This window comes from Mycolicibacterium stellerae (genome assembly GCF_003719305.1).
GTDB lineage: Bacteria > Actinomycetota > Actinomycetes > Mycobacteriales > Mycobacteriaceae > Mycobacterium > Mycobacterium stellerae.
Genome location: NZ_RARC01000002.1, coordinates 214,356 through 234,410, shown reverse-complemented (window position 1 = coordinate 234,410; position 20,055 = coordinate 214,356). Strand labels below are relative to the sequence as shown.

The following is a 20,055-nucleotide window of genomic DNA, read 5'->3' as shown; positions in this document are numbered from 1 at the left end:
GAACCGCTCCGCCGACCCCCCCGCCAGCGGTCAAGCGCGGCAACCGGATTGCGAAAAATGGTGCCAGCAACGCTTGAAATTGCGCGTGGCTCTTGGAAATCAGTGGTGTGACGTATTACCGTGTCCTACTAGTTGATCCAAGGTGGATCACTGGTGTGGAGGTTTTGCATGAACAAAGCAGAGCTGATCGACGTACTCACGAAGAAGCTCGACACTGATCGCCGGACGGCAACGGACGCGGTCGAAAATGTGGTCGACACAATCGTGCGTGCGGTGCATAAGGGTGACAGTGTCACCATTACCGGTTTCGGCGTCTTCGAACAGCGGCGCCGTGCAGCTCGGGTCGCGCGCAATCCGCGTACCGGCGAGACAGTGAAAGTGAAGCCAACATCCGTGCCGGCTTTCCGGCCCGGTGCTCAATTCAAAGCGGTTGTCTCTGGCGCACAGCGCCTCTCGGCGGAAGGACCTGCAGTGAAGCGTGGAAGTGGAACCGGTACGGCCCGCAAGGCCGTCAAGAAGGCGGCCGTAAAGAAGGCGGTGAAGCGTACCGCCGCCAAGAAGGCAGTGAAGCGTGCAGCCGCCAAGAAGACGGTGAAGCGTGCAGCCGCCAAGAAGACGGTGAAGCGTGCAGCCGCCAAGAAGACGGTGAAGCGTGCAGCCGCCAAGAAGACGGTGAAGCGTGCAGCCGCCAAGAAGACGGTGAAGGCTGCCGCCGCCAAGAAGGCGACCAAGCGCACCGCCGCCAAGAAGGCAGTGAAGCGCAGCCCGGCCAAGAAGGCCGTGCGTCGTGCGCCGGCCAAGAAGGGCCGTCGCTAGTTTTTAGTCAGATACGCCGTGGGTCTTCGCGACCCACGGCGTATCTGCGCGTAGCGGGATCGGCTAGACCCCTGCGGCTTCGACGATCGATGCCGGTCCGACCGTTCCGATGGTTCGGGTATGTCGGAAGCCGGCCTCGCTCAAGAGCTTGGCGTACTCCGCTTCCGTGCGCTCCCTGCCGTTCGCCGCGACGAGCATTTCCAGGTCGAGCAGTTTCGAGAGGTGCTCATGATCGTCGTCGGGCACCACTGTTCCGACGATCAACACTTTTCCGTCGGGATTCATCGCGGCGCGCACATTGCGAAGGATCTGCAACGATTTCTCGTCGTCCCAGTCGTGAATGATGTGCTTGAGCACATGAGCGTCGCCGCCTGCCGGGCACCGACTCGAAAAAGATCCCCTACAGCGGTGCATCGATCCGATACGCCTGCGGGCTGGAGAACGGCGGGTGCGCCCTCCACAACCGATTCGGCGTCGAACAGAATCCCACGGCTGTTCGGTGATTGACGCAGGATCGCCGAGAGCAACAGGCCGTGACCGCCGCCCACATCGACGATCGTGCCGAACCGCGAAAAGTCGTACGCGGACACGACCACCGGCCCGTGCGCACCGACTGCGACAGCTGGCCCCAGTGTTCCCAGTGCAACGGATCACCGACGAACAACACATAGCCGCGCATCGAATCCCGCGGCTGGCGAGTAGCCGCATCAGTCGATACACGGCGTCTGGATTCGCGTCGACGGTCTCGGCGACCGCATCCGCGGACTGCGGCCCGTCGCGCAGCGCTACTTCCTGGAGGCGAGCGGACTTCCGATGTGGTCGGCGGCCACCAAATGGCCTTGCCATGATGACATCACCCACGTGCTGCCCTTGCGGTTGCGTGACTTGTCGGGACGCACACCTTCGCGGTCACACCACCACGCGATCAGATCCGGTATGACCCTGCCCTGGGTGCAGATCACAGGTGTGCCTCCCGCGGCGGCGATCTCGAGGATGCGGCGGCGGGCCGGTTTGCGGTCGTCCGCGTAGGCCTCCTCCGTCAGCAGCGGTTCGCTGTGAATCGCGACACCGAGTTCTTCAGCCAACGGTTCGAGGGTCTGCTCGCAGCGCGCGCGATCGGCCGCATAGAGCGTGTCAGCGCCGAACGCAAGCAGTTGGCCCACCAATGACTCGGCCTGGGCGCGGCCGCGCTTGTCCAGAGGGCGTAACCGGTCGTCGCCCTTGTATCGGGACTTGCTGCCAGCGGTGCCGTGTCGGACGATCAACATGGTTTTGGTGTCGGCGGGCAGCTTGGCGAACCGGCGCAACACCTTCCGGTCGGATGGGTACTGGAGCTGCTTGATCGCCGCCGAAACGGGCAGCCATTTCAATTCATCGACTTCGTCGTTCGGTGTGAACTCGCCGTCGACGATGCGGGCCGCCCAATACTGCACCTTCTTGATGCCCTGCGTCTCGATCCGATAGGTCACCGATGTCAGCCGTCTGCCGAGGTGCGCGGTGTAACCCGTTTCCTCGTGCACTTCGCGCACGGCGGTTACCGGCTCGCTCTCTCCGGCTTCGACCTTGCCCTTGGGCAGGGACCAATCGTCGTAGCGCGGCCGGTGAACGACCGCGACTTCGGGCTCCGTGCCGTCGTCGCTGGGGCGCCACACGACCGCGCCCGCCGCGAGCTCGACCTTCTTCGGCGGCGCCACGTCACTGGCGGAGGAATCGCTTCCCACCTCAACTCCTGCAGCTCATTGAAACCGCGGGAACCTCAGCGATGCCGGTGGCGTTCCATCAGCCACACCTGGTGATCGCGCACGGTCTGGCCCTCATGAGGTTTCGCGGTCCAGCTTCCGTCAGCTCCCAGTTCCCAGCACCGGGTGGCCGGATTCATCGTCGAATCGAATACCTCGTCCAATTGCGTCTTCAGCCTCGGATCCTTCACTTGCGCCATCACTTCGACGCGGCGGTCCAGATTACGATGCATCATGTCGGCACTTCCGATCCAGAACTCGTCGATGGCGCGGAAGTGAATAACTCGTGAGTGTTCGAGGAATCGGCCCAGAATCGAGCGCACCACGATGTTCTCGGAGAAGCCGTCGACCCCGGGTCGCAGTGCGCAGATGCCGCGTACCACCACCTCGACCCGCACACCGGCCTGCGAGGCCCGATAAAGCGCGTCGATGACCTGTTCGTCGACCAACGCGTTCGCTTTGAGGCGGATTCGGCCCTCGGCGCCCTCCCGCGTGGCAGCGACCTCGCGCTCGATGCGCTCGATGATGCCCCTGCGAACGCCGTGCGGCGCGACGAGCAGGTTGCGGTAGGAGTCCTTGCGTGAATAGCCGGTTAGCGAGTTGAAGAGGTCGGTGAGATCGGCGCCGATATCGGGGGCGGCGGTCAACAGGCCGACATCTTCATACAGCCGAGCGGTTTTCGGGTTGTAGTTTCCGGTGCCGATATGGCAGTAGCGCCGGATCGCCGAGCCTTCCCGTCGCACCACGAGCGCCGTCTTGCAGTGGGTCTTCAGGCCGACCAATCCGTATGCCACGTGCACGCCGGCCTGCTCGAGTGCGCGCGCCCACTTGATGTTGGCCTGTTCGTCGAACCGCGCCTTGATCTCCACCAGTGCCACGACCTGCTTGCCGGCCTCGGCGGCGTCGATGAGTGCATTGATTATTGGGGAGTCGCCCGACGTTCGGTACAGCGTCTGTTTGATCGCCAACACATTCGGGTCGGCGGCCGCCTGCTCGATGAACCGCTGCACGGTGGTCGAGAACGAGTCGTACGGGTGGTGGACAAGGACGTCTCCGTCGCGCAACGTGGCGAAGATGCTTTTCGGTGTTTCCCGCTCGCCGAACGCCGGTGGGGTGGCTGGCACGAACGGCGGATCCTTCAACTGCGGCCGGTCGACGCCGTAGATCTGCCACAGCGACGAAAGGTCCAGCAGCCCCGGCACCTCGATGACGTCACCGGGGTTCACGTCGAGCTCGCGCAACAGCAGCTCCAACATGTTCTCGGTCATGTCGTCGGCGACCTCGAGCCGCACCGGCGAGCCGAAGCGTCGACGGGCCAATTCGCGCTCCAGTGCCTGCAACAGATCCTCGTCGCGGTCTTCTTCGACCTCGAAATCCGCGTTGCGGGTGATGCGGAACGCGTGGTGTTCGACGATCTCCAAGCCGGGGAACAGCACCGGCAGGAACGCCGCGATCAGCTCCTCCATCGGCAGGAAGCGCAACGCACCGTCGCGGCTGTCCAGTTCGACGAACCGGTTGACGTTGGGGGGCACCTTGATTCGGGCGAAATGCTGGCCGCCGTCGTCGGGAAGCTTGACTGTGATGGCCAGGTTCAGGCTGAGCCCGCTCACGAACGGGAACGGGTGTGATGGGTCGACGGCCAGCGGTGTCAGTACCGGGAACACCTGCTCGTGGAAGTAGGTCGACAGCCTGCCCCGCTCGTCGTCGTCGAGTTCCAGCCACGTGACGATCAGAATTCCCTCGTCCGCGAGCGCGGGGCGCACCGAGTCCTGGAACACATGCGCCTGCCTGCTGGCGATCTGCTGAGTGCGTTCGCTGATTCGGCGCAGTTGTTCGCGGGGGGACAGCCCGTCCGCCGAGCGCACCGATAGACCCATCTCGTCTCGACGTTTCAGGCCCGCCACCCGAACCATGTAGAACTCATCGAGGTTCGAGGCGAAGATCGCGAGGAACTTCGCCCGCTCCAGCAGCGGAAGTGAGGTGTCGGCGGCCAGTGCAAGCACCCGGGCGTTGAAGTCCAGCCAGCTCAGCTCGCGGTTGAGGTACCGCTCCTCGGGCAATGCGTTGTCGACGGTCGGCGCCGTCGCCGCGGGTGGCGCCTCCGGCGCCGAATGACCCGGCACCATATCGGTGTCGCTGGGTCGGACTTGTGCCTCGGCTTCGGTCATTCCCTCGATCATTCCTCATCGGCGAGCGGAACTCCTACCGACGGCCAAATCCTCAAGTGCTGTTTACCTTGGTCGTCCCCCGATGGCCTGCACCGTTGCAGCGCCAACGCCCAATCGGCGGGCCACCATCAGGTCGTCGGGCGTGTCGATATCGCAGCGCAAACCCGGCCAGGCGCCGGTCAACTCGATGGCTCCGGAGTGCTGGTGTCTGCGGGCCGAGTCGGCCCCGAACTGAGGTTCCAACGGAACGTCGAAGGCAAACAACGCCGAGGTGCCGGTGCCATGCCGGTCGCCGACGAAACTGCGTGGGTAGCTGCGGGCGGCCGCGATCGCGTCGGCGAGTTCCTGTGGTTGAAGGGCAGGTAAATCGCCCTGCAGCGCAACGACATTCGGTGTCGTCTCGCGAACGACCACCTCGGCGGCGGCGATCGCGTTGTTCAACGGATTGTGGTGACCGTCCGGCGTTGGGTCGGTGAGTGCCTGCGCCCCCAACTCCAGTGCGGTGTCGGCAGCAACCTGGTCCGGGGTGACGACGGTGACCGACCGTAGCGCGGGTACCGCGAGCGCGGCCCTGATGGTGTCGACCATCATGGCCAGCACCACGGCTTCCCTGGTCGCCGCGGAGAACACCGGAGCGAGTCTCGTCTTGGCGGCCGCGAGCCGCTTGACCGCGATGACCAGTCCAATGTCGGCCGGCGCGCCCGTATGCGTGCCGCTCATAAGTTTCCATCCTGCCAGTCGCGGCCGGCTGTGCTGCCGCGGCGTCTTGCCACCACGCCCCGCTGCATGGGATGGCGGGCCTCCTCAACGCGGCTCACGCCGCTTGATCGTCGCCCCGCTCGGTTGGATGGCGGGCCTCCTCAACGCGGCTCACGCCGCTTGATCGTCGCCCCGCTAGGCTGAAACGGTGGTAAATGCGGCGGTGATGGGGGCCGGTGCGTGGGGGACAGCGCTGGCCAAGGTGCTGGCGGATGCGGGCAACGACGTCACGCTGTGGGCCCGCCGCCAGGAACTGGCCGACGAGATCAACGACACCCATCGCAACCTCGAATACCTCGGCGACGTCGAACTGCCCAAGTCGATCCGCGCCACCAGCGACTCCGCCGCGGCGCTGGACGGCGCGTGCACGGTGCTGCTCGCGGTGCCGTCGCAGACGCTTCGAGCCAATCTCGCGGACTGGGCCACCCAGCTCGGCGACGACGTGACGCTGGTCAGCCTTGCCAAGGGCATCGAGCTGGACACGCTGATGCGGATGAGCCAGGTGGTGATTCAGGTGACCGGAGCCGACCCGTCCCGAGTCGCCGTCGTCACCGGCCCCAACCTGGCCAGCGAGATCGCCGAAGAGCAACCAGCGGCGACGGTCGTCGCCTGCTCCGACTCCGGGCGAGCGGTGACATTGCAGCGCGCGCTTTCCACCAAGTACTTGCGCCCGTACACCAACGCAGACGTCATCGGTGCCGAGGTCGGCGGCGCATGCAAGAACGTCATCGCATTGGCCTGCGGTATGGCGGCTGGCGTCGGGATGGGCGAGAACTCGGTTGCGGCGATCATCACCCGCGGGCTGGCCGAGATCATGCGGCTGGGAATCGCGCTGGGCGCCAAACCGGCCACCTTGGCCGGGCTGGCCGGGGTCGGTGACCTCGTCGCGACGTGCACATCACCGCATTCGCGCAACCGGACGTTCGGTTCCCGGCTCGGGGCGGGGGAGTCGTTGGAAGCGGCGAAGCTGGCGGCGGGCGGGCACGTCGCCGAGGGCGTCACATCATGCGAATCGGTATTGGCCCTCGCGGCGAGCTACGACGTCGAGATGCCGTTGACCGACGCGGTCCATCGGGTGTGCCACAAAGGATTGTCCGTGCCCGAGGCGGTCGCGCTGCTTCTCGGCCGCAGCACCAAGCCGGAGTAGGACGTGACAGGCCCGTACGGAGACTCCACGAGGAGCGTCAAAGCCGTTGCAGCGGACGCGGTTCCGGGGGCGCCGGTCGCACAGCCGCCCGTTCCTGCGGCCGCATATCATATTCCGCCGAGCGAGGACGATTCACTCGACAGCTATGGGCGCTATCACAACCCCACCTGGCGTCAACTGGAATCAGCATTGGCCGAACTGGAAGGTGCCACAACAGCACTGACTTTCGGATCGGGGATGGCGGCGATAACGTCGGTGCTGCGAGCCCTCGCCAAACCGGGCCTCACGCTGGTCGTGCCCGCCGACGGCTATTACCAGGTGCGTCGTTATGCGGTTGAATATCTTGCCCCCCAAGGCATCACGGTGATACAGGCGAAATGCGCGGACATCATCGATGCCGCAACGGGTGCCGACGTGGTGCTTGCCGAGACACCGTCGAACCCCGGCCTCGACGTCGTCGACCTTCATGCCCTGGCGATGACGTGCCGTGGCCGCGGGGCGACGCTCATCGTCGACAACACCACCGCGACACCTCTGGGGCAGCAACCGTTGTCGCTCGGAGCCGACCTCGTCGTGGCCAGTGCAACCAAGTCGCTGTCGGGTCACCACGACCTTCTCGCGGGATACGTGGCGGGATGTCACGTCGACCAGATGGCGGCGATCGAACACGAGCGTCGGATTGCGGGCCCGATCCTCGGAGCGTTCGAAGCCTGGTTGGTGTTGCGCAGCATCGCCACCGCGGGCCTGCGGTTCGAGCGGCAGTGCCAAAATGCGCTGGCGATGGCGTTGACGCTGCGCGCGCATCCGGCCGTGCGTTCCGTGCGGTACCCGGGCCTGGCCGACGACCCGTCGCACGAGGTCGCCAACCGGCAGATGAAGCGCTTCGGCGGGATCGTCTCGATCGAGCTCGAGGACGCGGCCGCCGTCCATCGGTTTGTGCACAACAGCGATCTGTTCGTCTCCTCGACCAGCTTCGGTGGTATCCACAGCTCGGTGGATCGCAGGGCCCGCTGGGGCGACCCGGTTGGCGAGGGCTTCGCCCGCATCTCCGCGGGCATCGAGGACACCGACGACCTGATCGCCGACATCGAACACGCGTTGGCGCGCCCGTGACGATCGAGCGCCCCGCGATGAGAAACGGCGCCCGAAAGTTCGCCAAAGCCCAGGTCGCCGCCGCAGATCGTGCGACTTCCGGACGGGGCGGTAGCCTCTCTAGGTTGTGACTGCCCGCCACCAAGTCGGCTCCGCTGGTCGCGTCCGTGTTGCCGTTGTCTACGGCGGACGCAGCTCCGAGCATGCGATTTCCTGCGTTTCCGCAGGTAGCATCCTCCGCCACCTCGATCCAGAGCGCTTCGAGGTGGTCGCGGTCGGCATCACGCCGGGGGGCAGTTGGGTGCTGACCAACGCCGACCCCGACACCCTGGCGATCGCCGATGGCCGGCTTCCGGAAGTCAGCGGTGCGTCGGGTACCGAGCTGGCCCTGCCCGCCGACCCCGGTCGCGGCGGTCAGCTGCTGTCGCTGGGTCATGGCGCCGCCGGGGAGCTGCTGGCCTCGGTCGACGTGGTCTTTCCGGTGTTGCACGGACCGTACGGCGAGGACGGCACCATCCAGGGCCTGCTCGAATTGGCCGGCGTGCCGTATGTCGGAGCGGGCGTACTGGCCAGCGCGGCGGGCATGGACAAGGAATTCACCAAGAAGCTGCTCGTGGCCGACGGCCTGCCGATCGGCGACCATGTGGTGCTTCGACCGCATCGGCAGACGCTGGAACTGGAGGAGCGCGAGCGCCTCGGCCTTCCGGTGTTCGTCAAACCGGCGCGTGGCGGGTCGTCGATCGGCGTCAACCGGGTCACGGCGTGGGATCAGCTGGCCGTCGCGATCGCCGATGCGCGTAAACACGACCCCAAGGTGATCGTCGAGGCGGCTGTGCCAGGGCGCGAACTCGAATGCGGCGTGCTGGAATTCCCCGACGGCAGGGTGGAGGCGAGCACCGTCGGCGAGATCCGGGTGGCCGGCGTGCGCGGACGGGAGGACGCGTTCTACGACTTCGCCACCAAGTACCTCGAGGACGCCGCCGAACTGGACGTGCCAGCCAAGGTCGACGACGAGGTCGCCGATGAGGTACGCCGGCTGGCCATTCGGGCGTTCCGTGCGATCGACTGCCAAGGCCTGGCGCGCGTCGACTTCTTCCTGACCGACGACGGCCCGGTGGTCAACGAGATCAACACCATGCCGGGGTTCACCACGATCTCGATGTACCCCAGGATGTGGGCGGCCAGCGGTGTGGACTACCCGACCCTGCTTGGCGCGATGGTGGACACGGCGCTGGCGCGCGGAACCGGGCTGCGTTAACCAGCACGCGCTGGGTCGACCGGGTTGGCGGGCATCGCCTTGGCTACCGCCTCCGAGATCTCCTGGATCGGTGTCGGGCCGGATCCGCTCGGCAGCGTGAGGGCTATATATACCGGGCGATCCACCGCGAACCAGGTGCTCCTGTCTGCGTCGGTCAGCTCGAACCATTGCACCGGGTCGACCACCTGGATTGGCGCGCCGACGACGAATTCTGCGGGCCGGTCCAGCCCGCAGCGCAGGATGACCGGTTCGGATTCTGCCTCTGCTCGCCACGCGGCTGCACCAGGTGGTGCGGGGTCGGCCGCCGGTGCGCGCCGGTAGTCGCCCAGCTGCTCGGGTAACCCAGCCATCAACGCATTGCACTCGGGGCTTGTCGCCTTTGGGGCGGGCACCGTCGCGATGGGCACCGTCTGCTGCTGCGGTGGCGGCTGACGCAGCACGGCGATCGCCAGCACCGCGACGATCGCAGCCACGGCCAGGCCGATCGCGGCGATGAGAAGGGAGCGCGGCGGTCCATCTCCGCTGCTGTCGGTCGACGGTGCCACGGGGGCAACTCTAGGGGCCGGCTCCGTTGGCGATGGGGCAGGTCAGCGTGCGCGTGATGCCCGCGACCTGGCGGACGCTCGGCACGACCGTGTCCTGCAGGTCGCTCATGGTGTCGGCTCCGATGCGCACCACGACGTCATACGGGCCGGTCACGTACTCGGCGGACAGCACTCCGGCCAACCCGGCCAGCTGCTTGGCGACGACCTCGGCGCGGCCCACATCGGTCTGGATCAGCACGAAAGCCTCGACCACCCGGTGTCTCCTCCGTTTCCGCTGCATAGACTCCACGCCGCAGGGACCCCAAAAGTACCGCAGGATTGCCCGGGGTTCAGCGCACGAACGATGGTCGGCAGGAGGTGCCATGGCCAGCAAGGAGCCGGCCGACAGCCTGGCGGGGCTGGGGGAGTTCGCCGTCATCGACATGTTGGTCGCCGAGCGGGACCAGCCGGCCGTCGTCGCCGTCGGTCCTGGCGACGACGCCGCCGTGGTGGTCGCGGGCGACGGCAAGACGGTGGTGTCCACCGACATGCTGGTGGAGGGCAGACACTTCAGGCTGGACTGGTCGTCGCCGCACGACGTCGGCCGCAAGGCGATCGCCCAGAACGCCGCGGATATCGAGGCGATGGGTGCCGCGGCGACCGCGTTCGTCGTCGCGTTCGGCGCGCCTGCGGAGACGTCGGCCGCGGAGACGCTGGAACTTGCTAACGGAATGTGGCAGGAGGCCAGACGGTTCGGTGCCGGGATCGTCGGCGGGGACCTGGTCAGCGCTCCGCAGTGGGTGATCTCGGTGACAGTGCTCGGCGACCTGGCGGGACGCGCACCGGTGCTGCGATCCGGGGCGCGAGTGGGTGACACGTTGGCCGTCGCTGGCAGTCTGGGCCGGTCGGCTGCCGGATACCACCTGTGGCACAACGACATCGGCGGCTTTCCCGCTCTGCGGGCCGCACACCTCGTTCCCGAGCCGCCGTACGGTCAGGGCCGCGTCGCCGCCGACGGTGGCGCGACCGCGATGACCGACGTCTCCGATGGGCTGTTGGCCGATCTCGGCCACATCGCCGATGCGTCCGGCGTCGGTATCAACGTGTCCACCGCGGCGCTGGCCGACGATCATGGTGCGCTTGCCGAAGCCGCCGCGGTCGCAGACGTCGATGCGTGGGCCTGGGTGCTCGGCGGCGGAGAAGACCACGCGCTGGTCGCGACCTTTTCCGGCGCGCCGCCGCGGGGCTGGCGAGTGATCGGCACGGTGATCGACGGGGCGCCGCGGGTGCTTGTCGATGGCGACGAGTGGCACGGAAGTACGGGCTGGCAGTCATTTGACTGAGCCGAGCCGCTAGGTTCATCTCTCGTGGCCGCACGCCCCCTGAATGAGTTGGTCGATGAAGGCTGGGCGCGCGCGCTGGAACCCGTCGCCGCCAAGGTCGCGCAGATGGGGGAGTTCCTCAGGGCGGAGATCGCGGCCGGCCAGCACTACCTGCCCGCTGGACAGAATGTGTTGCGCGCCTTCACTTTTCCGTTCGATCAGGTGCGGGTGCTGATCGTCGGGCAGGACCCGTACCCGACGCCGGGGCACGCGGTGGGACTGAGCTTCTCGGTCGCCGCCAACGTGCGGCCGCTGCCGCGCAGCCTGGAGAACATCTACAAGGAGTACGGCACCGATCTCGGTTATCCCCCTCCGGCCACCGGCGATCTCACGCCGTGGGCCGAGCGCGGGGTGATGCTGCTCAACAGGGTGCTGACCGTGCGGCCGGGTACCCCGGCGTCGCATCGCGGCAAGGGCTGGGAGGCCGTCACCGAGTGCGCGATCCGGGCGCTGGTGGCACGGTCGCAACCGATGGTCGCGGTGCTGTGGGGCCGCGACGCGGCCACGCTCAAGCCGATGCTCGACGGCCGCGACTGCGTGGCGATCGAGTCGGCGCATCCCTCGCCGCTGTCGGCGTCGCGGGGATTCTTCGGCTCGCGGCCGTTCAGCCGCGCCAATCAGCTACTCGAGCAGATGGGTGCCGAGCAGATCGACTGGCGGCTGCCCTGATCGCGGCTCTAGCCGCGGGTGACCTTGCCCGCCTTGATGCAGGACGTGCAGACGTTGATGCGCTTCTTGTTACCGCCGGGACGGGTCACGGCGCGCACGCTCTGGATGTTCGGGTTCCAACGACGGCTGGTCCGGCGATGGGAGTGCGAGACCGACTTGCCGAAGCCGGGGCCTTTCCCGCAGATATCGCAGACGGCAGCCATATCGAGAACTCCTTGAATCAGTGCTTCGGGGGCCTTGTCATTTCCATGGAACCGATCGCGGTTCGACCCGACAACCTGACCAGGATACCGGGCCGCAAACCGAACGCCAAAACGCTGTCCACCGGGTGCGGAACAGGCCGGTCGATGTGACCGGTGATGTCACGCCCAATGGATAGGCTGACGCGCACCGGGGTGTTCCATTATCGGGTGGGAGGCGGGTGAGGGATGGCCGGTTCTGGTCGACGGCTGGACGCATCTGCCCTGCGTGACTGGGCCCACACCTCCGTCGGTGACCTGATCGTGCACGCCGACGAGATCAACCGGCTGAACGTCTTCCCCGTCGCCGACGCCGACACGGGCACCAACATGCTCTTCACGATGCGCGCGGCCTGGGCCAAGGCGGACGCCGGAACAGGCGGCGACGTCGCAGCTGTGGCCGCGGCAATGGCCGACGGCGCGCTTCACGGGGCCAGGGGCAACTCCGGGGTGATCCTTTCGCAGATTTTGCGCGCCCTCGCCGACGTCGCCGCCGAAGCCACCGCCGAGCGAGGGGGTGAGCTGACCGAGGTCGACGGGGCTGTACTCGCCGCCTCGCTGCGCCACGCCGTCGGCCTGGTCGTGGCGTCGATGGGCGAATCGGTGCCGGGAACCATCGTGTCGGTGCTGCAGGCGGCCGCCGGAGCCGCAGAAGACGCCGTCGCCGAGAACATCGAACTCGGCGGGGTGGTGACGGCAGCGGGAGACGCGGCGGTGGTCGCGCTCGACAAGACCACCGAGCAGCTCGACGTGCTCACCGACGCGGGCGTGGTCGACGCGGGCGGCAGGGGGCTGCTGGTGTTGCTCGACGCGCTCGCCAAGACCGTGTCCGGCCATGCGCAGGCCCGCCAGGAGTATCTGCCTGCCCCGCCCGACATCGGCAACACCGTCGCCGCACCTGGTCCGCGTTTTGAGGTGATGTACCTACTGACCGGCTGTCAGCCCGACGGTGTCGAACAGCTCCGTCAACGCCTCGACGAACTCGGTGACTCGGTCGCCATCGCGGCGTCGGCGTCCGACGGCGGCGGTCGTTATTCGGTGCATGTGCATTCCGACGATGCGGGCGGCGCCATCGAGGCCGCGCTGACGTTCGGGACACCGAGCCGGATCCAGATCACCTCGCTGGCAGGGGGCGCAACGCTTGCACCTGGCGGCTGGACACGCGACCGCGCCGTGCTGGCGGTCGTCGACGGAGACGGCGCCGCCGAATTGTTCGCGGGCGAGGGCGCTTACGTCCTGCGGCCTGATCCCAATGCGACCGACCCGACGTCCGCGGTGACCGCCAAGCAGCTGCTGCGTGGCCTCGTCGACACGGACGCGGCCCAGATCATGGTGTTGCCCAACGGCTTCGTCGCCGCCGAGGAACTGGTCGCGGGTTGCACAGCGGCGATCGGCTGGGGCATCGACGTGGTTCCGGTGCCCGCGGGTTCGATGGTGCAGGGACTGGCGGCACTGGCCGTTCACGACGCCGACCGGGAGGCCGTCGACGACGGCTACACCATGGCCCGCGCGGCGGCGGGTGCGCGGCACGGTTCGGTTCGGCGAGCCACCGAGGAGGCGCTGACATGGGCGGGCGCCTGCCAGCCCGGCGACGGCCTCGGCATCGCAGGCGACGAAGTGCTGATCGTCGCCGAGGACATCACAGCCGCCGCAGCGGGATTGATCGACCTGCTTCTCGTCGCGGGCGGCGAGCTGGTCACCGTGCTCAGTGGCGCCGACGTGGATCCCGCTGTCGGCGAAGCGCTTTCCGGGCATGTGCACCGCGAGCATCTCGGTGCCGAGCTGGTGACCTACCACACCGGCCATCGCGGAGACGCTCTGTTGATCGGGGTCGAGTAGCAGTGGTTGCGCTAACCGACCGGCTCGACTACGTCATCGGGACGAAGTCTGCAGGTCCCCTCGAGCAGCACTTCGGCATCCGTACGGTCAACGATCTGCTTCGGCATTACCCGCGGAAGTACAGCACGGGCACAACGGTGCTCGGGGAGGATAGCGATCCGCCCGAGGAAGGTGAACACATCACCTTCGTGGACACGATCACCAAGGCCGAAGTGCGGTGGACGAACCGCAAGCCGAAGCGTGAATATCTCGTCATCACCCTTGGTGACCGCCGACCCAAGGTGACGGCGACTTTCTTCAACGCAAAGTTCATCAAGAAGGGGCTGGTCGAGGGCGTCCGCGTGATGCTGTCCGGGGAAGTCGGATATTTCAGGGGCACAATGCAATTGACGCATCCCGCCTTCCTGGTCCTGAATTCCGGCAAGGGTTCCCGATCTCTGGCGAAGATCGCGGAAACGTCCAGAACCAGCGACGGCGACCTGGAACTCTCGGGTTTCGAGCGGGACTTCTTCCCGATCTATCCGGCCAGCGCGAAGGTGCAGAGCTGGGATATCTACGCATGCGTCCGTCAGGTCCTCAACGTGCTCGATCCGGTTCCCGAAACGCTCCCGGCACCGTTTGTGGGCGAACACGATCTGATCTCCGAAGACCGCGCACTGCGTGATATCCATCTGGCTGAGAGTGCAGCCGACCGTGAACGCGCACAACAGCGCCTGACTTATGACGAAGCCCTCGGGCTGCAGTGGGCGCTGGCGGCGCGCAGGAACAGTGAACTCGGCGCGTCGGGGCCGCAGGCGCCGAGGAAGAACGATGGGCTGCCCGCAGAACTGATGGAGCGGTTGCCGTTCGAACTGACAGCGGGCCAGCGGGAAGTGCTGGAAACGCTGTCTGCCGAGCTCGCCACCACCCGTCCGATGAACCGGATGCTGCAGGGGGAGGTCGGTTCCGGGAAAACCATCGTATCGGTGCTGGCCATGCTGCAGATGGTGGACGCGGGCTACCAATGCGCATTGCTCGCGCCGACGGAAGTGCTTGCCGCCCAACATGCCCGCTCGGTGCGCGACGTTCTCGGTCCGTTGGCGATGGCGGGTCAGCTCGGGGGTGCGGAGAACGCGACTCGGGTGGCATTGCTGACCGGGTCGATGACACCGCAGCAGAAGAAGCAGGTGCGCGACGAGGTCGCCGCGGGCGAGGCGGGAATCGTCATCGGCACACACGCCCTGCTCCAGGACGCCGTCGACTTCCACAACCTGGGCATGGTGGTGGTCGACGAGCAGCATCGGTTCGGCGTCGAACAACGAGATCGGCTGCGCGCCAAAGCACCCGCGGGCCTGACGCCCCACCTGCTGGTGATGACCGCCACCCCGATTCCGCGTACCGTGGCGCTGACCGTCTACGGGGACCTCGAGATCTCGACACTGCGTGAACTGCCGCGCGGCCGCCAACCGATCGCGACCAACGCCATCTTCATCTCCGAGAAACGCTCGTGGCTGGACCGGGCGTGGGCGCGCATCACCGAGGAGGTACAGGCGGGCCGCCAGGCTTATGTCGTGGCGTCGCGCATCGACGAGACCGACAAGGCCGACACGAAGGAGACCGGACCACCGGCGACCACAGTCGTCGAGTTGCTCGAGCATCTACGCCACGGGCCACTGTCGGGGCTGCGGCTCGGTTTGATGCACGGCAGGCTGTCTGCCGACGAAAAGGATGCCGTGATGGCCGCGTTCCGCGCTGGTGAAATCGATGTTCTGGTGTGTACCACCGTCATCGAGGTCGGCGTCGACGTGCCCAACGCGACGGTGATGTTCGTGATGGATGCCGACCGGTTCGGCATCAGCCAGCTGCACCAGTTGCGGGGCCGCATCGGCCGCGGCGAGCACGCCAGCCTGTGTCTGCTCGCGACCCGATTGCCTGCGGCGTCCAAGGCAGGGGAACGCCTGAAAGCGGTGGCAGGCACGCTGGACGGCTTCGAACTGGCAGACCTCGACCTCAGGGAGCGCCGCGAGGGAGACGTGTTGGGTTACAGCCAATCCGGCCGATCCATCTCGCTGCGATTCCTTTCGCTGTTCGACCACCGCGAGATCATCGAAACCGCCCGCGACTTCTGCCGAGCGCATTACGAGAAGGATCCCGCCGACCCCGGGTTGGCTCTTCTGGCAGCCGAATTCACCGATACCGAGCGCGTCGAATACCTGGACAAGTCATGAGCCGTAAGCGGCTGGTATTGCTCGCGATGGCGGTGATGCTGACCGTCGTCGTCGCCTATCAGACGGTCGCGTCGGCGCAGCGTGCAGCATCATTCGTCGCTCAGGCAGACGCCCCCGCCGTGGCGGCGGGTGTCGACGTCCTGGCCGGGATTGCGCAGATACCGGTGCGCATCCGCGGGTTCGATTACCGCCGAGCAGCGTTCGGAGACGCGTGGACCGACGACAACCCGGCGCCGGGCGGCCACAACGGCTGCGACACCCGCAACGACATTCTCGATCGTGATCTCGTCGACAAGACGTATGTCGCGATCAGCCGGTGCCCCAACGCGGTGGCGACGGGTACCTTGCACGATCCCTACACAAGCGAAACCATCAATCTTGTGCGCGGAAACCAGACGGGTGCGGCAGTGCAGATAGACCATCTCGTGCCATTGGCCTACGCATGGGACATGGGTGCCCGCGGCTGGACCGACGAGATGCGGCTGCGCTTCGCCAACGATCCCGCCAATCTCCTTGCCGTAGACGGTGATGTCAATCAGGACAAGGGCGACGGGGAGCCGGCTGTGTGGATGCCGCCGAATCGCGCGTTCTGGTGTCAGTATGCGGTGCAGTTCGTCGCGGTGCTGCGCGGCTACGAATTGCCCGTCGACGCACCCTCGGTGCCCGTGCTGCGTGACGCGGTCGAAACGTGTCCCACGGCCTGAACCTCGACCGTAGCCTGCCTGTTGGGGAAGCTCGGCGCAGAATCTTCACGGCAGTGGGTTACGACGGCGACCGAACACCCGGATGGGACGTCGTATGAAGCGAGTTGTCATAGTAGGTAGCGGGCTGGCGGGGTTGAGCGCCGGATACCGGCTTCGCGAGCGGGGTTGGCAGGTAAAAGTTTTCGAGTCTGCCGACCGTGTCGGTGGCCGGGTGCTTTCGGAGTCCGAGGACGGCTTCGTGTTCGATGTGGGACCGGTCATCATCACGGACAAGTACACCGAGTACATGAAGCTTGTTCGAGGCGTGGGCTTGCTTGACGAGGTCGTCGACTGCGCGCCGCAAATGGGCGTGGTCAACGGCAACGAGCTTCACATTCTCGATACCCGTAAACCGCTTAGGTCCTTTCTCACGACCAAGCTCTTGCCTGCGCGGGCGAAAGTGCGGTTAGTGACCAGCGGGGTGCGGCTGATGAAACCCCTGTTCGGTATGAGCCCCTACGACGTGAGCAACCGAGTGCAGTACGACAACGAGTCCATCGAGTCCTACGCCGACCGCATCTTCGGACGTGAAATCAACGATCTGTTGATTGAGGGATTGGCGCGGACCATGGCAACAAGTTCACGCGACCGGGCGTCGGTGATCGAGTTCTTCGCCGGCGCCGTGCTCGCGTCGGGCAAGATGCAGACGGTAAGGGGTGGGCTGCAGCTCTTGCCCGACCGGTTGGCCGACCTGCTCGATGTGCACCTCGACTCGCCGGTCACCGCCGTCCACCGCAACGAGTGCGGTGTCGAAATCCAGTACCAGGACAAGGTTGGGGCACCGGCTCAGGTGCAGGCTGACGCGTGTGTGATCGCAACTGTTTTTCGGGATGCCGTCGAGATTTACGCTCCGCTGAAAGAACATGGGGCAGAGCTTCTCGAAGCGACGAAGGACGCAGGTTGCATCACGGTGCGACTCACGTATGACAGAAAAACCGACAAGGACCCGTTTCTCATCATGGTGCCGACGGCGTCGTCGCAAGAGGTGGGCACGCTGTTCATCGAAAGGGTCGAGGCGACCGACGGCGCTTCAGCAGGCACCAGCCATATCACCGCTTTCATCCCAACCCATTCCGACGACTTCGCCGCATGGAACGATGATCGTCTGATCGGAGTCGTCCGCGAGCTTGTGGAGCGCCTCTTCACGGAACTTTGCGGCACCTTCCGCACCGGCCGCCTCACTCGGTGGTCGTACGCGTCGCATCGGGGTGAAGTCGGCTATTACACGGCCCTTCAGCAATTCCTCAACAGTTACCCGGCAGATGAACCAGTCCAGGTCGCCGGCGATTACTTGGCGACATCCGGACAGGAGTCCGCCGTGGTCGCCGGAAACAACGCGGCCGACAGAATTCTCGCGCACCACTGACGGGTTCGTCGGCGGCGGTTGAGGCTGTGAACGCTGACATCTACGAAACCGCGACACTGCGAACTCTCTACGCGCGCGTCGGCGGCAATCGCCACGCAGACCCCGCGACCGCAATGCGTGACGTCCTCGGGGTCGCCGGGTCAGTGCTGCTGACTCGCCGAAGCAATGGCTAGCGAACTGACGCCCGTGCCCGTCGCCGCACTCGCGCACGGCCTCTGTCTGTACCGTGGCGCCAAAGCATGGCTGTGCCTGCCGCGTCGTCACGCAGCAAGGACCAGACAGCGGGTCGTCGGATGCCTGGCAGGATGACACGGTGACGGTCAGCCCGCACCGACGCCGGGTGCCCACGTCCACCGAAGCGTTGCTTGTCGGCCTGTTGCTCTGTGCGGTGCTCGGGGTGTGGCTGCGCGAAGGTCTTGCTGGCAACGTCACACTGGCCACCGCGGGCACCGTCTTCTGCGGTGTGTTCGTCCAAGCCCTGCCGTTTCTCGTACTCGGTGTGCTGGTCAGTGGTCTGATCGCGGCCTACCTGCCGCCGGAGCGGCTGGCCCGCTGGCTGCCGCAACGACACGGCGCCGCTGTGCTGGTCGGCGGGATTGCGGGGGCGGCGTTGCCCGGCTGCGAGTGTGGCTCGGTTCCGATGGCGCGACGGCTCTTCGGCGACGGGGGGGCGGTCGGTGCGGCGTCACTGGCGTTCATGCTCAGCGCGCCCGCGATCAACCCGGTCGTGCTTGTCGCGACAGCGGTTGCGTTTCCGGGTGAGCCGCGAATGGTCGTCGCTCGCTGTGCGGCCTCCCTGGCGACCGCGGTGATCATGGGGGCTGCGTGGTCACGATGGGGTCGCCCCGCCTGGATCACCCAGCCCGTCCCACGGTCTGACGACGAAACCGCGTCCCGGTGGACGGTATTCAGCGAGGCGGCGCGCCATGATTTTGTTCAGGCGGCGTCCTATTTGGTGATCGGAGCGGCGGCAGCGGCGGCGATGCGGGTCGCGGTGCCGCCGTGGGTGTTTGAACACGTCGCCGGCCATCTGATCGTTGGCGTCCTTGTGATGGCGCTGCTGGCGTTCGTCCTGGCGTTGTGCTCAGAGGCTGACGCGTTCGTCGCGGCGAGCCTGACCATGGTCCCGCTGGTGCCACGACTGGTGTTTCTGGTGGTCGGGCCTGCCGTCGACGTCAAGTTGGTGGCAATGCAGACAGGTCTGTTCGGGCGTGCGTTCGCGCTGCGGTTCGCCCCGCTCACCATGGTTGTCGCCGCGACGTCGGCCACCGTCATCGGCCTGCTCGTTCTGGGTGGTCGCTGATGAGACGCGGCACCGAGAATGTCCTACTGTTCCTGCTCGGGGTCAGCGTGTTGATGATCGCGATCACCGGCGTCTACACCCGATACGTGAGACCGGCGTTGCTGCCGTGGCTGTTCGCGTCGGCGGCGGTGCTCATCATTCTTGGCGTCAGCGCGATGATTCGCGACATAAGGCAGTTCGATCCTGCTGCGGAGTCTCACCAGCACCAGCACCAGCACCAGCACGGCCGCGGCATTACCTGGTTGATGGTCGTCCCCATCGTCGTCCTGGTCTTCGTGGCGCCGCCAGCGCTGAATCCCCGAGCCCTGAGCGGATCGGCCGCGCCATTGTCCGACAACACCCGGAAGCCCTTTGCCGCCCTGCCGCCCGGGGGGGCACCGGCGATCCCGTTGCCAGAAGTCTTGATGCGCATTGCCGTCGGACCAGCCGGCGGCATCGATGGCCGGTTGATCACCATCACCGGCTTCACGATGAAAGAAGCCGATCGGGTCGATCTGGCCAAGATCGTTATCGTGTGCTGTGCCGCCGATGCGCAGCTCGCGCGGCTCCACTTGTCAGGATCCGCAGTATCGGTCGCAGCTGGTCTGCCCGACAACACCTGGGTGCGAGTCCAGGGCATCGTCCCAGCGGGACAACACTATTCGGGCACGTCGTCCATCCCCACCGTCGAGGTGTCCAGCGTCATCCCCATCCCGGCCCCGGCGAACACCTACGGCTCGTGAGGCTTGACTATCGCCGTGGGGGTGCTCTATCCGGCGTTCGGCACGTCGCTACTTGTGGTGCTAGGTGACGATCTCGCAGCCG

At 66.3% G+C, this 20,055-nt stretch carries 19 protein-coding genes and 1 pseudogene; 12 read left to right on the top strand and 8 right to left on the bottom strand.

Features of this window, described 5'->3' with window-relative positions; all coding sequences use genetic code 11:
* Positions 1 to 168: 168 nt before the first annotated feature.
* Positions 169 to 816, top strand: a complete 648-nt coding sequence (locus D6M19_RS03950) for an HU family DNA-binding protein (protein WP_123023857.1) — start codon at positions 169 to 171, stop codon at positions 814 to 816.
* A 63-nt stretch (positions 817 to 879) separates the two neighbouring features.
* Here D6M19_RS03950 and D6M19_RS35085 read toward each other — a convergent pair whose 3' ends face one another.
* The 5 genes and pseudogenes from D6M19_RS35085 to cofC all read right to left on the bottom strand — a co-directional run bounded on the left by D6M19_RS35085 (position 880) and on the right by cofC (position 5,443).
* A complete protein-coding gene (locus tag D6M19_RS35085; protein WP_407665290.1) occupies positions 880 to 1,230 on the bottom strand; it encodes a methyltransferase in 351 nt (116 codons plus the stop codon).
* Positions 1,231 to 1,286: 56 nt separating this feature from the next.
* Positions 1,287 to 1,364 (bottom strand): annotated as a pseudogene (locus D6M19_RS35220) (hypothetical protein); the annotation flags it as partial.
* A 237-nt stretch (positions 1,365 to 1,601) separates the two neighbouring features.
* Entirely contained in the window at positions 1,602 to 2,537 is a 936-nt protein-coding gene (gene mutT1 / locus D6M19_RS03940; RefSeq protein ID WP_123023856.1) for an 8-oxo-(d)GTP phosphatase MutT1, read from the bottom strand.
* 35 nt (positions 2,538 to 2,572) lie between these two features.
* Entirely contained in the window at positions 2,573 to 4,723 is a 2,151-nt protein-coding gene (locus D6M19_RS03935) for an RNA degradosome polyphosphate kinase (RefSeq protein WP_123024127.1), read from the bottom strand.
* Between the two features lie 63 nt (positions 4,724 to 4,786).
* Positions 4,787 to 5,443 carry a 2-phospho-L-lactate guanylyltransferase gene (cofC, locus tag D6M19_RS03930; RefSeq protein WP_123023855.1) on the bottom strand — a complete coding sequence of 219 codons (657 nt, stop codon included), beginning with the start codon at positions 5,441 to 5,443 and terminating at the stop codon, positions 4,787 to 4,789.
* Positions 5,444 to 5,648: 205 nt separating this feature from the next.
* Between cofC and D6M19_RS03925 the strand changes: the two genes are divergently transcribed.
* The 3 genes from D6M19_RS03925 to D6M19_RS03915 all read left to right on the top strand — a co-directional run bounded on the left by D6M19_RS03925 (position 5,649) and on the right by D6M19_RS03915 (position 8,979).
* The gene (locus tag D6M19_RS03925) at positions 5,649 to 6,629 is read left to right on the top strand and encodes an NAD(P)H-dependent glycerol-3-phosphate dehydrogenase (protein WP_123024126.1); all 981 of its coding nucleotides are present in this window, start codon (positions 5,649 to 5,651) and stop codon (positions 6,627 to 6,629) included.
* A gap of 3 nt (positions 6,630 to 6,632) precedes the next feature.
* Positions 6,633 to 7,742 carry a cystathionine gamma-lyase gene (locus tag D6M19_RS03920; RefSeq protein ID WP_123023854.1) on the top strand — a complete coding sequence of 370 codons (1,110 nt, stop codon included), beginning with the start codon at positions 6,633 to 6,635 and terminating at the stop codon, positions 7,740 to 7,742.
* Between the two features lie 106 nt (positions 7,743 to 7,848).
* A complete protein-coding gene (locus D6M19_RS03915) occupies positions 7,849 to 8,979 on the top strand; it encodes a D-alanine--D-alanine ligase family protein (protein WP_123023853.1) in 1,131 nt (376 codons plus the stop codon).
* On the opposite strand, the gene D6M19_RS03910 is transcribed toward D6M19_RS03915, so the two are convergent.
* Positions 8,976 to 9,524, bottom strand: a complete 549-nt coding sequence (locus D6M19_RS03910; protein ID WP_123023852.1) for a DUF3515 domain-containing protein — start codon at positions 9,522 to 9,524, stop codon at positions 8,976 to 8,978. The two genes, D6M19_RS03915 and D6M19_RS03910, sit on opposite strands and share 4 nt — an antisense overlap.
* Positions 9,525 to 9,534: 10 nt before the next feature.
* On the bottom strand, positions 9,535 to 9,777 hold the full coding sequence (locus tag D6M19_RS03905) for an Lrp/AsnC family transcriptional regulator (RefSeq protein WP_123023851.1): 243 nt from the start codon (positions 9,775 to 9,777) through the stop codon (positions 9,535 to 9,537).
* Between the two features lie 109 nt (positions 9,778 to 9,886).
* Here D6M19_RS03905 and D6M19_RS03900 point away from each other — a divergent pair, with 109 nt between their 5' ends.
* Entirely contained in the window at positions 9,887 to 10,846 is a 960-nt protein-coding gene (locus D6M19_RS03900; protein WP_123023850.1) for a thiamine-phosphate kinase, read from the top strand.
* A gap of 24 nt (positions 10,847 to 10,870) precedes the next feature.
* Positions 10,871 to 11,554, top strand: coding sequence for a uracil-DNA glycosylase (locus tag D6M19_RS03895; RefSeq protein ID WP_123023849.1), 684 nt, complete (start codon positions 10,871 to 10,873; stop codon positions 11,552 to 11,554).
* An 8-nt stretch (positions 11,555 to 11,562) separates the two neighbouring features.
* Here D6M19_RS03895 and rpmB read toward each other — a convergent pair whose 3' ends face one another.
* Complete coding sequence (gene rpmB, locus D6M19_RS03890) at positions 11,563 to 11,757, bottom strand: 50S ribosomal protein L28 (RefSeq protein ID WP_123023848.1); 195 nt, start codon at positions 11,755 to 11,757, stop codon at positions 11,563 to 11,565.
* Positions 11,758 to 11,982: 225 nt separating this feature from the next.
* On the opposite strand from rpmB, the gene D6M19_RS03885 reads away from it, so the two are divergent.
* The 6 genes from D6M19_RS03885 (at position 11,983) to D6M19_RS03860 (ending at position 19,973) form a co-directional block, all read left to right on the top strand.
* Positions 11,983 to 13,632 carry a fatty acid kinase ATP-binding subunit FakA gene (locus D6M19_RS03885; protein WP_123023847.1) on the top strand — a complete coding sequence of 550 codons (1,650 nt, stop codon included), beginning with the start codon at positions 11,983 to 11,985 and terminating at the stop codon, positions 13,630 to 13,632.
* Positions 13,633 to 13,634: 2 nt separating this feature from the next.
* Positions 13,635 to 15,839 (top strand): ATP-dependent DNA helicase RecG, encoded by a 2,205-nt coding sequence (gene recG, locus D6M19_RS03880; RefSeq protein WP_123023846.1) that lies wholly within the window; start codon positions 13,635 to 13,637, stop codon positions 15,837 to 15,839.
* Entirely contained in the window at positions 15,836 to 16,543 is a 708-nt protein-coding gene (locus tag D6M19_RS03875) for an HNH endonuclease family protein (protein ID WP_123023845.1), read from the top strand. Before recG ends, D6M19_RS03875 begins: the two co-directional genes overlap by 4 nt.
* A 94-nt stretch (positions 16,544 to 16,637) precedes the next feature.
* Positions 16,638 to 17,948, top strand: coding sequence for a protoporphyrinogen/coproporphyrinogen oxidase (locus tag D6M19_RS03870; RefSeq protein ID WP_164478317.1), 1,311 nt, complete (start codon positions 16,638 to 16,640; stop codon positions 17,946 to 17,948).
* Between the two features lie 313 nt (positions 17,949 to 18,261).
* A complete protein-coding gene (locus D6M19_RS03865) occupies positions 18,262 to 19,251 on the top strand; it encodes a permease (RefSeq protein ID WP_123023843.1) in 990 nt (329 codons plus the stop codon).
* On the top strand, positions 19,251 to 19,973 hold the full coding sequence (locus D6M19_RS03860; protein ID WP_123023842.1) for a TIGR03943 family putative permease subunit: 723 nt from the start codon (positions 19,251 to 19,253) through the stop codon (positions 19,971 to 19,973). Before D6M19_RS03865 ends, D6M19_RS03860 begins: the two co-directional genes overlap by 1 nt.
* Positions 19,974 to 20,055: the final 82 nt, after the last annotated feature.

Bases quoted from the DNA above. Each gene is read 5' to 3' on its own strand.
- D6M19_RS03950 (WP_123023857.1), top strand. From the start codon at position 169: ATGAACAAAGCAGAGCTGATCGACGTACTCACGAAGAAGCTCGACACT.
- D6M19_RS35085 (WP_407665290.1), bottom strand. From the start codon at position 1,230: ATGCACCGCTGTAGGGGATCTTTTTCGAGTCGGTGCCCGGCAGGCGGC.
- D6M19_RS03935 (WP_123024127.1), bottom strand. From the start codon at position 4,723: ATGACCGAAGCCGAGGCACAAGTCCGACCCAGCGACACCGATATGGTG.
- cofC (WP_123023855.1), bottom strand. From the start codon at position 5,443: ATGAGCGGCACGCATACGGGCGCGCCGGCCGACATTGGACTGGTCATC.
- D6M19_RS03925 (WP_123024126.1), top strand. From the start codon at position 5,649: ATGGGGGCCGGTGCGTGGGGGACAGCGCTGGCCAAGGTGCTGGCGGAT.
- D6M19_RS03900 (WP_123023850.1), top strand. From the start codon at position 9,887: ATGGCCAGCAAGGAGCCGGCCGACAGCCTGGCGGGGCTGGGGGAGTTC.
- rpmB (WP_123023848.1), bottom strand. From the start codon at position 11,757: ATGGCTGCCGTCTGCGATATCTGCGGGAAAGGCCCCGGCTTCGGCAAG.
- D6M19_RS03885 (WP_123023847.1), top strand. From the start codon at position 11,983: ATGGCCGGTTCTGGTCGACGGCTGGACGCATCTGCCCTGCGTGACTGG.
- D6M19_RS03875 (WP_123023845.1), top strand. From the start codon at position 15,836: ATGAGCCGTAAGCGGCTGGTATTGCTCGCGATGGCGGTGATGCTGACC.
- D6M19_RS03870 (WP_164478317.1), top strand. From the start codon at position 16,638: ATGAAGCGAGTTGTCATAGTAGGTAGCGGGCTGGCGGGGTTGAGCGCC.
- D6M19_RS03860 (WP_123023842.1), top strand. From the start codon at position 19,251: ATGAGACGCGGCACCGAGAATGTCCTACTGTTCCTGCTCGGGGTCAGC.